The 15,172-nt window shown below is 70.3% G+C and carries 11 protein-coding genes; 9 read left to right on the forward strand and 2 right to left on the reverse strand.

Features of this window, described 5'->3' with window-relative positions; genetic code table 11:
• Positions 1-20: 20 nt before the first annotated feature.
• A complete protein-coding gene (locus tag ACZ6H8_RS07515) occupies positions 21-773 on the forward strand; it encodes an SDR family NAD(P)-dependent oxidoreductase (protein WP_464146008.1) in 753 nt (250 codons plus the stop codon).
• Positions 774-793: 20 nt separating this feature from the next.
• Here the strand turns inward: ACZ6H8_RS07515 and ACZ6H8_RS07520 are convergent, their stop codons facing one another.
• Both ACZ6H8_RS07520 and ACZ6H8_RS07525 read right to left on the reverse strand, forming a co-directional pair.
• Positions 794-1,396, reverse strand: a complete 603-nt coding sequence (locus ACZ6H8_RS07520) for a hypothetical protein (RefSeq protein ID WP_464146010.1) — start codon at positions 1,394-1,396, stop codon at positions 794-796.
• Between the two features lie 94 nt (positions 1,397-1,490).
• Complete coding sequence (locus ACZ6H8_RS07525) at positions 1,491-2,363, reverse strand: spermidine synthase (protein WP_464146027.1); 873 nt, start codon at positions 2,361-2,363, stop codon at positions 1,491-1,493.
• Positions 2,364-2,428: 65 nt separating this feature from the next.
• On the opposite strand from ACZ6H8_RS07525, the gene ACZ6H8_RS07530 reads away from it, so the two are divergent.
• The 8 genes from ACZ6H8_RS07530 (at position 2,429) to ACZ6H8_RS07565 (ending at position 14,947) form a co-directional block, all read left to right on the forward strand.
• Positions 2,429-2,722, forward strand: coding sequence for a hypothetical protein (locus ACZ6H8_RS07530; protein WP_464146012.1), 294 nt, complete (start codon positions 2,429-2,431; stop codon positions 2,720-2,722).
• 2 nt (positions 2,723-2,724) lie between these two features.
• Positions 2,725-3,870, forward strand: a complete 1,146-nt coding sequence (locus ACZ6H8_RS07535; protein WP_464146014.1) for a hypothetical protein — start codon at positions 2,725-2,727, stop codon at positions 3,868-3,870.
• Positions 3,871-3,934: 64 nt separating this feature from the next.
• A complete protein-coding gene (locus ACZ6H8_RS07540; protein WP_464146016.1) occupies positions 3,935-4,486 on the forward strand; it encodes a hypothetical protein in 552 nt (183 codons plus the stop codon).
• On the forward strand, positions 4,483-5,085 hold the full coding sequence (locus ACZ6H8_RS07545) for a hypothetical protein (RefSeq protein ID WP_464146017.1): 603 nt from the start codon (positions 4,483-4,485) through the stop codon (positions 5,083-5,085). The genes ACZ6H8_RS07540 and ACZ6H8_RS07545 overlap by 4 nt, the downstream gene beginning before the upstream one ends.
• Entirely contained in the window at positions 5,082-5,633 is a 552-nt protein-coding gene (locus ACZ6H8_RS07550) for a hypothetical protein (RefSeq protein WP_464146019.1), read from the forward strand. Before ACZ6H8_RS07545 ends, ACZ6H8_RS07550 begins: the two co-directional genes overlap by 4 nt.
• Before the next feature lie 268 nt (positions 5,634-5,901).
• Positions 5,902-9,366, forward strand: coding sequence for a DNA-directed RNA polymerase subunit beta (rpoB, locus tag ACZ6H8_RS07555; protein ID WP_464146021.1), 3,465 nt, complete (start codon positions 5,902-5,904; stop codon positions 9,364-9,366).
• Positions 9,367-9,406: 40 nt separating this feature from the next.
• Positions 9,407-13,294 (forward strand): DNA-directed RNA polymerase subunit beta', encoded by a 3,888-nt coding sequence (locus ACZ6H8_RS07560; protein WP_464146023.1) that lies wholly within the window; start codon positions 9,407-9,409, stop codon positions 13,292-13,294.
• 165 nt (positions 13,295-13,459) lie between these two features.
• Entirely contained in the window at positions 13,460-14,947 is a 1,488-nt protein-coding gene (locus ACZ6H8_RS07565) for a hypothetical protein (RefSeq protein WP_464146025.1), read from the forward strand.
• Positions 14,948-15,172 lie beyond the last annotated feature (225 nt).

A 15,172-nucleotide genomic window follows, 5' to 3' on the forward strand; every position in this document is an offset into this window, starting at 1 on the left:
GGCAGGGAAGAGGGACCGGCATGGTCAGGTTCGCAGGCAAGGTCGCGATCGTCACCGGCGGTGGCAGCGGCATCGGCGCGGAGATCTCGCGCAGGCTCGCAGCGGAGGGGGCGGCGGTCGTCGTGACCGACATCCGCCTGGAGGCGGCGCAGGGCATCGCCGACGAGATCGTCGCCGCGGGCGGCTCGGCCGCCGCGTTCGCGCAGGACACCGCGAAGGCCGACGAGGCGCAGGCGGCGGTCGCGTTCGCGCAGGAGACGTTCGGCGGCCTGCACCTCGCCGTGAACAACGCGGGCATCGGTGCTGCGCCGCAGCGCATCGGCGACTACGACGTCGACGCGTGGGATCGGGTGCGCGCCATCAACCTCGACGGCGTCTTCTACGGCCTGCATGCCCAGCTGCCCGCGATCGTCGCAGCCGGCGGCGGCGCGATCGTGAACATGGCGTCGGTGCTCGGCACCGTCGGCATCGCCGAGAACGCCGCGTACGTCACGACGAAGCACGCCCTCGCGGGGCTCACGAAGGTCGCGGCGCTCGAGTACTCGGCCGACGGCGTGCGCACGAACGCCGTCGGGCCAGGCTTCATCGACACGCCGCTGCTGCGCTCGTCGCTCTCGGCCGAGGCGATCGAGGCGCTCGAGGCCGAGCACGCCTCGAAGCGACTCGGCACCGACGCGGAGGTCGCGGCGCTCACGCTGTTCCTGCTGAGCGACGACGCGTCGTTCATCACCGGCAGCTACCACCTCGTCGACGGCGGCTACTCGGCGCACTGACGCGGCGGCGCGCTCGGCCGTCAGCGTGCGCCGAAGAGCGGATGCGTGGGCCGAGCGCGTCCGCTCGCGCCCTCCGCGCGATCCGCACGGTCGAGGGCGACGAGCACCGACACCTCGGCGGCGTCGATCGCCTCGGGCGTCGGCACCGCTTCGTCCCATCCGCTCGCCTCGTCGCCGCGCGCCGCGGATCGCAGCAGCGCGAGGGACTCGCCGAGGTCGTCGGCGGCCTCGCGCCAGCGCTGCGCGGCGAAGCGTGCCACGCCGCGCTCGTGCAGGGCCTCGGCGAGCACGGCAGCCCACCCGGAGGCGCGGGCCTCGTCGACGACCGAGTCGCAGTCGCGCAGCGCGGCGGCGATGCGCCCGCCGCCGACGGCGATCGCCGAGCGCAGCAGCCGCATGCGCGCGCTCTCGCGGCGGTCGCCCGTCGCGCGAGCGACCATGAGCGCCCGCGCGGCGCTGCCGGCCGCCTCGTCGACACGGCCGACGGCGAGCAGCAGCCACGCCCGCTCGGCGAGGTCGGCCATCGCCCGCGAGACGCCGATGGCGTCGATGCGGGCCGTCGCGGCGGCGACGTCGACCGTGGGGCGCAACGTCGTCACGTCGAAGCCGAGCACCGCATGCATGCGCACATCCTGCACCCGACCTCCGACGTCTGCGGGACGCATCGCCTGGCGCGTCGAAGACACGCCGATCCGCGTCCTCGAGGCTGTGCGCCCGCTATCCGAAGACCGAGCGGCTCGGGGGTGGCGAGGGCAGCGCCGTCGCATCCGTCACGATCGCGCCGCTCGCCGCGAACCTGCGCAGCTCGTCGCCCACGACGACCTTCGCAGGCCACGGGTCGCGCTGCAGCGCAGCGGGCACGCCGTCGAGCCGCAGCGGCGCTGGCGATGCGACCGCGACGAGGTTGCCGTAGCGACGGCCCTTGAGGAAGCCCGTGTCGGCGATGGCGGCGACGTGCGGATGCACCGCCGAGAGCGTCGCGAGCTGCGAGCGCACGAATCGCAGCTCCTTGCCGTCGGCGAGGTTCACGCACAGCACGCCCTCTGGCGCCAGCAGCGCGCGCACGCGCTCGTGGAACTCCATCGACGTGACGTGCGCCGGCGTCTGCGAGCCCGCGAAGACGTCGACGACGACGAGGTCGCACACGCCCAGCAGCCCTGCAGGCAGACGCTCGAGCACGGCTCGCGCATCGCCGTAGCGGATGCGGATGCTCTCGCCGCGAGGCAGCGGAGCGACCTCGCGCACGATCTCGACGATGCCGGGCTCGAGCTCGATGACCTGCTGCCGCGAGCCCGGCCGCGTCGCGGCGACGTAGCGCGGGAGCGTGAGCGCCCCGGCACCCAGATGCACGGCCGTGAGGGGGCCGGGAGCCATGGCGTCGAGCACGTGGCCGATGCGCTGCACGTACTCGTAGACGAGCAGCTCGGGGCGCTCGGGGTCGACGTGCGACTGGGGCGTGCCGTCGACGACGAGCTGGTAGCCGCCCTCGCCTGCGAAGCGCACCTCGGCGTGCATGCCGTTCGAGAGCGTCGTCGAGGGGAGTGCCGTCACGGCTCCAGCATCCCAGGCGCCGTGGGCAGTCCTCCCCATGGCGACGTCCAGCCAGGGCACGTACGGTCGGAGCATCCCCGCCCGACGACCCTGGAGCCCACGCCGTGGACATCATGATCGATCTCGCCCGACTGCGTGACGCGCGCGACGGACTCGCCGCCTCCGTCGAGGCGTTCGAGGACGCATCCTCGTCGAACGACGACCTCGAGGAGGCGGTGTCGAACCCGCACGGCGAGGGCAGGCTCCGCGACCGCGTCGGCTGGTTCGAGGCGAACTGGGCGTCGAACCGCGAGGACCTCATGGGTCGGCTCGAGGGCATCCACGAGCACCTCGTCGGCATCATCGACGGCTGGGACGAGTGGGAGGCGGAGGCCTCGGCCGCGCTCGAGGTCGGCTGAGGATGCTCTCTCCCACGAAGTCCTACCCGCTCGAGCAGTTCGCGGGCTCGCCGGGCGTCATCGAGCGCACCGCGACGCACCTCAGCGCCCTCGGCGAGCAGATGCGCACGACCGCTGCGGCGCTCGACGAGATCGGCAGCTCGGCCGTGCACAAGAGCATGGGCACCGACGCCCTCGCAGAGGATGCCGAGGGCGTGCACGCCGATCTGCTCGCCGCAGGCGTGCGCTACGAGGGCACCGGCGACGCGCTGCTGCCGTACGCGTCTGCCCTGCGCGACGCGCGCCTGTGGATGGTGCAGCACGAGCAGTCGGTGCGCGATGCCGAGATCGCGTACCAGTCGGCCGTCAGCGAGCAGAGCGCCCTGAGCACGGGGATGCCGGTCGGCGACGTCGAGCAGCACCAGCAGGACGTGCAGGACGCGGCGCAGGCGGTGACGGCGACGCAGGAGGATCGCGACGCGCTGTGGTCGCAGTACGAGACCGTCGTCGACGACTGGCGCACGGCGTACGACCTCGCGGCCGACGGCGTCGCGGAGGCGATGGACCTCGCCGACAACGACGACGGCTGGTGGGATGCCGTCGCAGGCGTGCTGACCGCCATCAGCGTCGCGCTCATCGTGCTCGCCGTCGTCGCGCTGTTCGTCGTGTCGTCGCCGTGGTCGACCATCATCCTCGCGACGTCGGCGGTGCTCGCCACCGCGCACCTCGCGGGCACGGTCTACCTGTACGCGAACGGCAAGGCGTCGGTGTCGGACATCGTGTGGAGCGCCGTCGGCGTCGCGACGCTCGGGTTCGGCGCCTACCTCAGCAAGGGCGCGCAGGCCGTCGGCTCGATCGACGACTTCGCGACGATCGGCAGGCTCGTGCCTGGCGCTCCCGGCGCTGCGGGGAGCATCCCGAGCATCGCGCGCACCCCGTTGGCGCTGTTCACGAACATGGGCCACGGCTCGAGGGCGGCGCAGCTCGTGCAGTACGGCGACGACATCGCGAGGATGGGCAATCCCATGCTGGGCACGCTGAGCTCGATCATCACGCAGCACGCGGGCACCTTCGGCAGCCTGGCGCCGGGCATCGTGAACTGGTTCACGAGCTTCGGCGTCGGCGTCGGCAGCACGGTCGGCCTGACGCCGTCGTTCGGGCGTCCGTAGCGTCCAGCGAGCACCCCGGGCGGCCACGTACGCTCGACGGGACGTTCCGACACGAGGGGGATCCGTGGCAGCGGCGCGCATGGTGCCAGGCTCGACGCCGCTCGCGGGCTCGGCCGAGCGGTACGGGCGCGCGTACGGTCGTGCGCGGATCGCGTACGTCGCGCTCGCGATCGCGTCGTATGCCCTGCTCGTCGCGCACCTCGTGCTGCACGCGACGCTCGCGGGGCTTCGGCTCGGTGCGACGGACGAGGCAGCCGACTGGGCGGTGCTCGACTGGCCCATCTTCGTCGTGCCCGCGTGGGCGATGGTGGCGGCGACGCTCGTCTCGGTGGTGCTCGCGACGATCTGCCTCGTCACGGCCGACGAGCGCGCCGCTGGCGACGTCGCGTGGCTCGCGGCGGTCGGCGGCGGCGCGTTCGCGATCGTGCCGTTCGCGTTCGCAGCGTGGCACGTCGACCCGACGGGCGTCGCGGTGACGTGGAACGACTCCGGGATCGTGCTCGGCTGGCACTGGCTGGGTGCGCCGCTCGCGTTCGCCGCGTTCGTCGCACTGCTCGTGCGGCACGAGCAGCTGAGGAGGTCCGCGCTGCGGGCGCGGCAGGGGAGGATCGGATGAGCCTGCGAGACGAGCTGCTGCAGCAGGAGGGGCGGGAGCCGAGCGGCTTCACGGTCGTCACGCCACCGTCGTGGGGGCGCTTCGCGCCGACCGACGAGGGGCGCGCCGAGCTCGAGGAGGTGCTGCGCTCGCGGATGCGGGAGGTCGGCAGGCCCGATCTCGACGGCCAGCTGCGGTCGATGGTGCGTCAGCAGTGGGAGCGGCTGCGGGAGCAGCGGGCGCTCGCCATCTACATGCCCGTGCAGCCCACGATCGAGGGCGGCACGCCTGCGACGATCGTCGTGACGCCGTGGGCGGCGCGCGGCGACGACCTCGAGGCGGATCTGCGCGATCGGGTCGACGACGAGGTCGAGCGCCTCGACACGATCATGGGGCCGGTGTTCCGGTGGCAGTCGGAGGTGCAGGGCGGCCCGGGCGTCGGCGACGTGCAGACGCGCCACGTGACGTACGTCTACCCGTTCCCGACGGCGGGCACGCGGCGCGGCGCGATGCTGCGCGGCGCCATCGTGCACCCCGGCGTCGAGCAGGGCGGGCCTGCGCTCGTCGCGCTCACCGGCCTCGTCCACGCGATCGCGGAGACGTTCCGATGGCGGCCGTGAGCGTCGACCCGGGCGTCGAGCTCGGGATGTGGCTGTGGGTGCCGCTCGCGTTCCCCGTCGAGCGGTGGGATGCCGTGGAGGCGTGGAGCTCCGAGCTCGGCTCGGCGCTCGCGGGCGCGGATGCGACGGCCGAGACGCGCGAGCAGTGGACGTCGCTCATGGCGCAGGCGGCGCGGATGGCGCCGCCGAGCCCCGACGTCGTCGGTCGCGTGCTGCACGTCTCGCAGCAGGGCGCGTCGCTCGTCGTGGCGCACCTGCTCGCCTCGCCGGTCGCGGACGAGCAGGAGGGCGACGTCGCGATGTCCGGGCTCGCGTCCGGCGGGCTGCAGCGACTCGACGCCGTGGAGCATCCGCGGCTCGACGAGGCGCGGCATGCGCTCGCCGTCGGCACGCTGGCGTCGGGGGCGCCCGTCGTCGTCGATCGGCGATGGGGCGTGCGCGACGGGCAGCGGGTGCTGCTCGAGGTCGTCGTGACGGAACCGACGTGGCTCGCGATCGTCGACGACGATCTCGCGACGCTCTTCTCGGCGCTCGACGTCGCTGCCTGACGCGGCAGCCGACGCCGTCGCCGGCCGGGAGCCGGTGCCCGATGCGTCGTGCGTTCGCCCGCAGCGCACACGATGCGGATCGCGAGACACGCCGGGGAGTGGACAGGCGAATCGCCCGGGCGTATCGTAGGACTTTGCTCCTGGACTCCCCATGCCCTCATATTGCGGTCGGCGTGCGCCCACAGCGCAGTCGGAGACAGCGAGCACCTCACCTTACGACGTCGACCCGCAGCGGCTGCAACCCGCATGCGGCACGGAGGTAGTCACCTTGGCAGATGCCATCACCGGGCGCAGCGCCGCCCGTCTGAGCTTCGCGAAGATCCCCGAGACCCTGACGGTCCCCGACCTTCTCGCTCTCCAGACCGAGAGCTTCGAGTGGCTCATCGGATCGAAGGGCTGGCAGGATCGGCTCGCCCTCGCCGACGCGGAGGGACGCGACGACGTCTCCCGCCAGTCGGGTCTCGAGGAGATCTTCGAGGAGATCTCGCCCATCGAGGACCTCGGCGAGAAGATGCAACTCTCCTTCTCCGAGCCGAGCCTCGAGGAGCCGAAGTACACGATCGACGAGTGCAAGGAGCGCTCGAAGACGTATGCGGCGCCCCTCTACGTGGCCGCCGAGTTCATGAACCACGAGACCGGCGAGATCAAGTCGCAGACGGTCTTCATGGGCGACTTCCCGCTGATGACGGAGAAGGGCACGTTCATCATCAACGGCACCGAGCGTGTCGTCGTGTCCCAGCTCGTCCGCTCGCCGGGCGTCTACTTCGAGCGCACCGCCGACAAGACCTCCGACAAGGACGTCTACTCGGCTCGCGTCATCCCGAGCCGCGGTGCGTGGCTCGAGTTCGAGGTCGACAAGCGCGACGCCGTCGGCGTGCGCATCGATCGCAAGCGCAAGCAGTCGGTCACGATCTTCCTCAAGGCCCTCGGTCTCGAGACCGAGGACATCGCCCGCGAGTTCGCAGGCTACGAGTCGATCCTCGCCACCCTCGAGAAGGACCCGGTGATGTCGAAGGAGGACGCCCTCCGCGACATCTACCGCAAGCTCCGTCCGGGCGAGCAGGTCGCCGCCGAGGCTGCGCGTGCGCTGCTCGACAACTTCTACTTCAACCCGAAGCGCTACGACCTCGCGAAGGTCGGCCGCTACAAGGTGAACCGGAAGCTCGGCATCGACGTGCCCATGAGCGACTCCGTGCTGTCCGTCGCCGACATCGTCGCGACGATCAAGTACCTCGTCGCCCTCCACGCAGAGGAGACGACGCTGCCGGGCACCCGCAAGGGCGAGGTCGTCGACATCCGCCTCGACACCGACGACATCGACCACTTCGGCAACCGTCGCATCCGCGCGGTCGGCGAGCTCATCCAGAACCAGGTCCGCACGGGCCTGGCTCGCATGGAGCGCGTCGTGCGCGAGCGCATGTCCACGCAGGACATCGAGGCGATCACGCCGCAGACCCTGATCAACGTCCGACCCGTGTCGGCCGCGATCAAGGAGTTCTTCGGCACGTCGCAGCTGTCGCAGTTCATGGATCAGAACAACCCGCTCGCGGGCCTGACCCACAAGCGCACCCTCTCGGCGCTCGGCCCCGGTGGCCTCAGCCGCGAGCGCGCAGGCGTCGAGGTGCGAGACGTGCACCCCTCGCACTACGGCCGCATGTGCCCGATCGAGACCCCGGAAGGCCCGAACATCGGCCTCATCGGTCGTCTCGCGACGTTCGGCCGCATCAACGCGTTCGGCTTCATCGAGACGCCGTACCGTCGCGTCGTGAACGGCGTCGTCACCGAGACGATCGACTACCTCACCGCCTCCGAGGAGGACGAGCACGTCATCGCGCAGGCGAACTCGCCGTTCGACGCGAAGGGCAAGCTCACCTCCGAGCGCGTGCTCATCCGCAAGAAGGGCGGCGAGGTCGAGCTCATCGCCCCCGAGGACGTCGACTACATGGACGTCTCGCCCCGCCAGATGGCGTCGGTCGCGACGAGCCTCATCCCGTTCCTCGAGCACGACGATGCGAACCGCGCCCTCATGGGCGCCAACATGCAGCGTCAGGCCGTGCCGCTGCTGCGCAGCCACTCGCCGCTCGTGGGCACCGGCATGGAGGGCTTCGCAGCCATCGACGCCGGCGACGTCGTCACGGCGCTGCAGGCAGGCGTGGTCGCCGAGGTCTCGGCCGACGTCGTCACCGTGCAGCTCGACGAGGGTGGCACGCAGGACTACTACCTGCGCAAGTTCGACCGCTCGAACCAGGGCACGTCGTACAACACCCGCGTGATCGTCTCCGCAGGCGACCGCGTCGAGGTCGGCCAGGTCATCGCCGACGGTCCCGCGACCGAGAACGGCGAGCTCGCGCTCGGCAAGAACCTCCTCGTGGCGTTCATGCCGTGGGAGGGCCACAACTACGAGGACGCGATGATCCTCAGCCAGAACCTCGTGAAGGAGGACGTCCTCTCGTCCATCCACATCGAGGAGTACGAGGTCGACGCGCGCGACACGAAGCTCGGCAAGGAGGAGATCACCCGTGACCTCCCCAACGTGAGCCTCGACCTCATGGCAGACCTCGACGAGCGCGGCATCATCCGCATCGGCGCCGAGGTGCGTCCCGGCGACATCCTCGTCGGCAAGGTCACGCCGAAGGGCGAGACCGAGCTGAGCGCGGAGGAGCGCCTGCTGCGCGCGATCTTCAACGAGAAGAGCCGCGAGGTCCGCGACACGTCGCTCAAGGTGCCCCACGGCGAGCAGGGCACCGTCATCGCGGTGAAGCACTTCAACGCGGAGGACGGCGACGACGAGCTCGGCTCGGGCGTCCACGAGAAGGTCGTGGTCTACATCGCGCAGAAGCGCAAGATCACCGAGGGCGACAAGCTCGCCGGCCGTCACGGCAACAAGGGCGTCATCGCGAAGATCCTGCCCGAGGAGGACATGCCGTTCCTCCCCGACGGCACGCCGGTCGACATCGTCCTGAACCCGCTGGGCATCCCGAAGCGCATGAACTTCGGTCAGGTGCTCGAGACCCACCTCGGGTGGATCGCGGCGACGGGTTGGGATGCCGACACGAAGGCGGACTGGGCGAAGAACCTGCCGAAGGAGATCCTGAAGGCGGAGCCCGGCACGAAGGTCGCCACGCCCGTGTTCGACGGTGCGACGGAGGAGGAGATCATCGGTCTCCTCGACTCGACGCTCCCGACGCGCGACGGCGACCGCCTCATCGACGGCTCGGGCAAGGCTCGACTGTTCGATGGTCGCTCTGGCGAGCCGTACCCGTACCCGATCTCGGTCGGCTACATGTACATCCTGAAGCTCCACCACCTCGTCGACGACAAGATCCACGCGCGTTCGACGGGCCCGTACTCGATGATCACCCAGCAGCCGCTGGGCGGCAAGGCGCAGTTCGGTGGCCAGCGATTCGGCGAGATGGAGGTGTGGGCGCTCGAGGCATACGGTGCGGCCTACACGCTCCAGGAGCTCCTCACCGTCAAGTCCGACGACATCGTCGGTCGCGTGAAGGTGTACGAGGCGATCGTCAAGGGCGAGAACATCCACGACCCCGGCATCCCCGAGTCCTTCAAGGTGCTCATGAAGGAGATGCAGTCGCTCTGCCTGAACGTCGAGGTGCTCAACGCCGCCGGCGAGGTCGTCACCCTGCGTGACGACGAGGACGAGGCACTCCGCACGGCCGAGGAGCTCGGCATCAACATCTCGCGTCCGGAGCTCTCGTCGATCGACGAGATCTGACCGGCCGCCACCAAGATTCAGAACTGACAGGAAGCAAGCATTGATCGACGCAACCACGTTCGATGAGCTCCGGATCAACCTGGCGACCGCGGATGACATCCGCAAGTGGTCCCACGGCGAGGTGAAGAAGCCCGAGACCATCAACTACCGCACGCTCAAGCCCGAGAAGGATGGGCTGTTCGGCGAGCAGATCTTCGGTCCCTCCAGGGACTGGGAGTGCTCGTGCGGCAAGTACAAGCGCGTGCGCTTCAAGGGCATCGTCTGCGAGCGCTGCGGGGTCGAGGTCACGAAGTCGTCGGTGCGCCGTGAGCGCATGGGCCACATCGAGCTCGCCGCCCCCGTGACGCACATCTGGTACTTCAAGGGTGTGCCCAGCCGCCTCGGCTACCTGCTCGACATGGCGCCGAAGGACCTCGAGAAGGTCATCTACTTCGCGGCGTACATGATCATCGAGATCGACGAGGACGGTCGCCACGAGGACCTGCCCGGCATCGAGCAGGAGATCCGGCTCGAGATGGCCGAGCTCGAGAAGCGCCGCGACGCTGGCATCGCGGAGCGCCTCCAGCAGCTGGAGACCGACGTCGCCCAGCTCGAGGAGGAGGGCGCGAAGGCCGACCAGAAGCGCAAGGTCCGCGACGCGGGCGAGCGCGAGATGGCGCAGATCCGCAAGGGCACCGACGAGCAGATCGCGCACCTCGAGCGCGTGTTCGACGACTTCCGCTCGCTGAAGGTCGGCGACCTCAAGCCCGAGGACGCCGTCTTCCACGAGCTCGTCGACCGCTTCGGCGACTACTTCGAGGGCTACATGGGAGCCGAGGCGATCAAGCGTCGCCTGCTCTCGTTCGACCTCGTCACCGAGGGCGAGAACCTGCACAGGGAGATCGCAGAGGGCAAGGGCCAGCGCAAGATCCGTGCGATCAAGCGCCTCAAGGTCGTCAACTCGTTCCTGCAGACGGGCACGAGCCCGGCTGCGATGGTGCTCGACGTCGTGCCGGTGATCCCGCCGGAGCTGCGCCCCATGGTGCAGCTCGACGGTGGTCGCTTCGCGACCTCCGACCTGAACGACCTGTACCGCCGCGTCATCAACCGCAACAACCGCCTGCGTCGCCTGCTCGACCTCGGTGCTCCCGAGATCATCGTGAACAACGAGAAGCGCATGCTGCAGGAGGCTGTCGACGCCCTCTTCGACAACGGTCGTCGTGGCCGTCCCGTCACGGGCACCGGCAACCGCGCGCTGAAGTCGCTGTCGGACATGCTGAAGGGCAAGCAGGGCCGGTTCCGTCAGAACCTGCTCGGCAAGCGCGTCGACTACTCGGGCCGTTCGGTCATCGTCGTCGGCCCGCAGCTCAAGCTGCACCAGTGCGGCCTGCCGAAGCAGATGGCGCTCGAGCTGTTCAAGCCGTTCGTCATCAAGCGCCTCATCGACCTGCAGCACTCGCAGAACATCAAGCACGCGAAGCGCATGGTGGAGCGGGCGAAGCCGCAGGTGTGGGACGTGCTCGAGGAGATCATCTCCGAGCGCCCCGTGCTGCTGAACCGTGCGCCCACGCTGCACCGTCTCGGCATCCAGGCGTTCGAGCCGCTGCTCGTCGAGGGCAAGGCCATCCAGCTGCACCCGCTCGTGTGCTCGGCGTTCAACGCCGACTTCGACGGCGACCAGATGGCCGTGCACCTTCCCCTCTCGGTGGAGGCGCAGGCCGAGGCCCGCATCCTCATGCTGGCGTCGAACAACATCCTGAAGCCGTCCGACGGCCGCCCCGTGACGCTGCCGACCCACGAGATCGTGTCGGGTCTGCACCACCTCACGACGGTGAAGCCGGGCGCGATCGGCGAGGGCCGTGCGTTCTCGTCGGTCGCCGAGGCGATCATGGCGATGGACCAGCACTCGCTCGACCTGGGCGCGCTCGTGAAGATCCGCATGGACGGTCTCCACTTCCGCGACGAGGATCGGCCGGAGGGCTTCGTGGAGGGACAGCCGTTCCTGCTCGAGACGTCGCTGGGTCGTGCGCTGTTCAGCGAGACGCTGCCCGACGACTTCCCGTTCGTGCAGGAGGCGACCACCAAGCCGGTCATCTCGCTCATCGTGAACGCGCTCGCGGAGCGGTACCCGAAGGTCGTCGTGGCGGAGACGCTCGACAAGATCAAGGACGCCGGCTTCCACTGGGCGACGCGCTCGGGCATCTCCGTCGCGCTCTCCGACGTCATCACGCCGAAGGAGAAGAAGGCGATCGTCGGCAAGGCCGAGGTCGGTGCGCAGAAGATCCAGGACCAGTACGACAACGGCTTCATCTCCGATGCCGAGCGTCGTCAGGACCTGACCGAGCTGTGGACCAACGCCACGAACGACGTGCAGAAGGCCACGCAGGAGGCGTTCGACGAGAACAACTCCATCTACCGCATGGTCACCGCAGGCGCGAACGGCAACTGGATCCAGGTCCGCAACATCACCGGCATGCGCGGCCTGGTGACGAACCCGAAGGGCGAGGTCATCGTCCGTCCGATCATCTCCTCGTACCGCGAGGGGCTGAGCGTCGCGGAGTACTTCATCGCGACGCACGGTGCTCGCAAGGGCTCGGCGGACACGGCGCTGCGTACGGCCGACTCGGGCTACCTCACGCGTCGACTCGTCGACGTGTCGCAGGACGTCATCATCCGCGAGGAGGACTGCGGCACCGAGAAGGGTCTCGACATGCCGATCGGCGACCTCGTCGACGGCGTGCTGGTCCGTGGCGAGAACGTCGAGTCGTCGGTCTACGCCCGTACGCTCGCTGCCGACGTCGTCGCCCCCGACGGCACGGTGCTCGCGGCTGCAGGCGCCGACTTCGGCGACGTGCAGATCAACGCGGTCGTCGCGGCCGGCGTCGAGGAGGTCAAGGTCCGTTCGGTCCTGACCTGCGAGTCCGCCACCGGCGTCTGCGCTGCCTGCTACGGCCGGTCGCTCGCGACGGGCAAGCTCGTCGACATCGGCGAGGCCGTCGGCATCATCGCGGCGCAGTCGATCGGCGAGCCCGGCACGCAGCTCACGATGCGTACCTTCCACACCGGTGGCTCGGTGGGTGCGAGCGACATCACGCAGGGTCTTCCCCGCGTGACGGAGCTCTTCGAGGCTCGGACGCCCAAGGGCGCCTCGCCGATCGCCGAGGCCGCCGGCCGCGTGCGCATCGACGAGGACGAGAAGTCGAAGCGCATCGTCATCGTCCCCGACGATGGCAGCGAGGAGATCGCGTACCCGGTGCTGCGTCGTGCGACCCTCATGGTCGCCGACGGCGACCACGTGGAGCAGGGCGAGCAGCTGCAGATCGGCACGGTCGACCCCAAGGAGGTGCTGCGCGTGCGCGGCATCCGCGAGGTGCAGAAGCACCTCGTGCAGGGCGTGCAGGACGTGTACCGGTCGCAGGGCGTGCCGATCCACGACAAGCACATCGAGGTCATCGTCCGTCAGATGCTCCGCAAGGTCACCGTCGTCGACCACGGCGAGACCGACCTGCTGCCGGGTGAGCTCGTCGACCGTGCGCGGTACAACGACCTCAACCGCGCGGCGCTGACGTCTGGCAAGAAGACCGCGTCGGCCCGCCAGGAGGTCATGGGCATCACGAAGGCGTCGCTCGCGACGGAGTCGTGGCTGTCGGCCGCCTCGTTCCAGGAGACGACGAAGGTGCTCACGGAGGCGGCGCTCAACGGCCGCACCGACTCCCTCGTCGGCCTCAAGGAGAACGTCATCATCGGCAAGCTCATCCCGGCGGGTACCGGTCTGCACCGGTACCGCGACGTCGAGGTGGAGGCGACCGAGGAGGCGAAGGCGGAGCGCTACCCGAACCGTCTGTTCGGCGACTCGTCGTCGTTCGGCGACGGCGACCTGGACTTCGTCGACTTCGACTCGTTCACGTCGGGCGACTCGTTCGGCGACGAGCCGGGCGTGTACCGCTGATCGTCTGACCGTTCCACGCAGGAGGGCCGCACCGCCAGGTGCGGCCCTTCGGCGTTCCGCGAGGGGACTCGGGCGAGCGTGGCGTGCCTCCCGGTGCTGGCAGTGCACGCTGCCTAGACTCGGGCCCCAGCGCAGTCCGCTGCGCGATGGAGCAAGGAGCGTACGATGAGCGACCCCACGAACCGCGACGGCCGTGCAGACGACGGCGAGGGCGTGCAGCCCTGGGAGTCGGCGGAGGACGCGTCGACGTCGGTCGCCGACCACGACGCGCACCAGCCGCTCGTCGAGGACGCACCCACGCAGCAGCTGCCCGAGCAGCAGGATGCCGCAGGCGAGACGCCGACCCAGCAGATGCCGACGCAGGGCGACGCGCCCGCGAACGCGGCCGAGCCACCCGTCGACGAGGCCGACGACTGGCAGCGCACGTGGGACGACGCCGGCGGCGGCACGATCGAGCCGACCGTCATCGCACCGTCGACGCTGCGCGGTCCCTCGCACGATGCCGAGCCCGAGGGCTCCACGCTCGAGCAGGCTCCGGACGAGCCCGTCGAGCACTCCTCGGAGGTGACGCCGGGCGACGCCGCGACGGCCGACGCGATCGCCTCGACCCGTGCGACGGAGGCTCGCGACGATGCGCGCACCGAGCCGACGTCGGACGCGGGCGCCGGTGCGGGTGCGGCGGCAGCGGGCGCGGGCATCGCCGCAGGCGGCGCGTCCGTGGCATCGACGCCGCCGGAGCTCGTCGAGCCCCGCCGCCCCAACCTGAGCCTCCGCGGCGAGCAGCGCCCCGACCTGGCCGACACCGCGCCGTTCGCGGGCCTCGGCGCCACCGACGAGCCCGAGGCCGCGCCGCCGACGCGCACCGACGAGCCTGCGCAGACCGAGGCGATGCCCGCGCAGACGGCGCTCCTGCCCGAGCAGCGTCAGGGCGAGCCGCAGTTCGAGGTCGACGAGCCCGCGACCGGCCGCACCGATCGCGCGGACGGCGACGTCGCCGCCGAGCAGCGCACCGAGCGACTGGGGTCGATCTCCGTCGACGACGAGACTGCCCGCGCCGCCGCGACGGGCACGCCCATCGTGCTCGTCGAGACGCCCACGCCGCCGCGGAGGAAGGGCGCCCGCGGCGTCGGGTTCCTCGTCGTGCTGCTGTCGACCGTGATCTTCGGCGCGCTGCTCGCTGCGGCGCTCATCGGCGTCGAGTACCTGTTCACGAGCACGTTCGACCTGCAGGAGCAGCTGCAGACCGTGTGGCTGCGGCCCGCGTGGCTGCTGCCCGTCGCGGTGTTCTTCGTCGCGTACTGGCTGACGACGCTCATCGTGAACCGCGCAGGCTGGTGGGCCCACGTGCTCGGCGGGTTCATCGTGGCGGCGCTGGCGTACGCAGCCCACATCGCTGGCGCGTTCCTCGAGACGCAGTCGAACGTCTGGAACGTCGGGGCGCTCACGAGCATCGGCGCCTCGGACCTCGCGCAGCTGCTGCTCGCACCCGCCTCGATCGTCACGTTCCTCATCGCTCGCGAGGTGCCGATCTGGTTCGGTGGCATCGTCTCGCGACGCGGTCGCCGCGTGAAGGAGCGCAACCGCGTCGCGCTCGAGGAGTACGAGGCCGAGCAGGCGCGCCGCATCGAGGAGTACGAGACCTCGCGCGCCTGACTCCGCAGCAGGAGCCACAGCCGGCGTCCAGCGCCCGGTGCCCCCGGTAGGGCATGATCGGGGCGTCCGGGCATCGGGGGGTCACGTGGGCGTGCTGCGGTGGGTGAAGCGGCGTCGGAAGACGACCGCCTCGGTCGCCGTCGTCGCCGCGGCGGCGATCTCGTTGGGTGTGCTGGCGTTCACGTACGAGGGGTTCACGCAGACCGACGTCGAGCTGCATGACGG

Source organism: Agrococcus sp. AC640b (assembly GCF_979255995.1).

Excerpts from the sequence above, each read along its gene's own strand:
- ACZ6H8_RS07515 (WP_464146008.1), top strand. The coding sequence starts at position 21 with ATGGTCAGGTTCGCAGGCAAGGTCGCGATCGTCACCGGCGGTGGCAGC.
- ACZ6H8_RS07520 (WP_464146010.1), bottom strand. The coding sequence starts at position 1,396 with ATGCATGCGGTGCTCGGCTTCGACGTGACGACGTTGCGCCCCACGGTC.
- ACZ6H8_RS07525 (WP_464146027.1), bottom strand. The coding sequence starts at position 2,363 with ATGGGGAGGACTGCCCACGGCGCCTGGGATGCTGGAGCCGTGACGGCA.
- ACZ6H8_RS07535 (WP_464146014.1), top strand. The coding sequence starts at position 2,725 with ATGCTCTCTCCCACGAAGTCCTACCCGCTCGAGCAGTTCGCGGGCTCG.
- ACZ6H8_RS07545 (WP_464146017.1), top strand. The coding sequence starts at position 4,483 with ATGAGCCTGCGAGACGAGCTGCTGCAGCAGGAGGGGCGGGAGCCGAGC.
- ACZ6H8_RS07565 (WP_464146025.1), top strand. The coding sequence starts at position 13,460 with ATGAGCGACCCCACGAACCGCGACGGCCGTGCAGACGACGGCGAGGGC.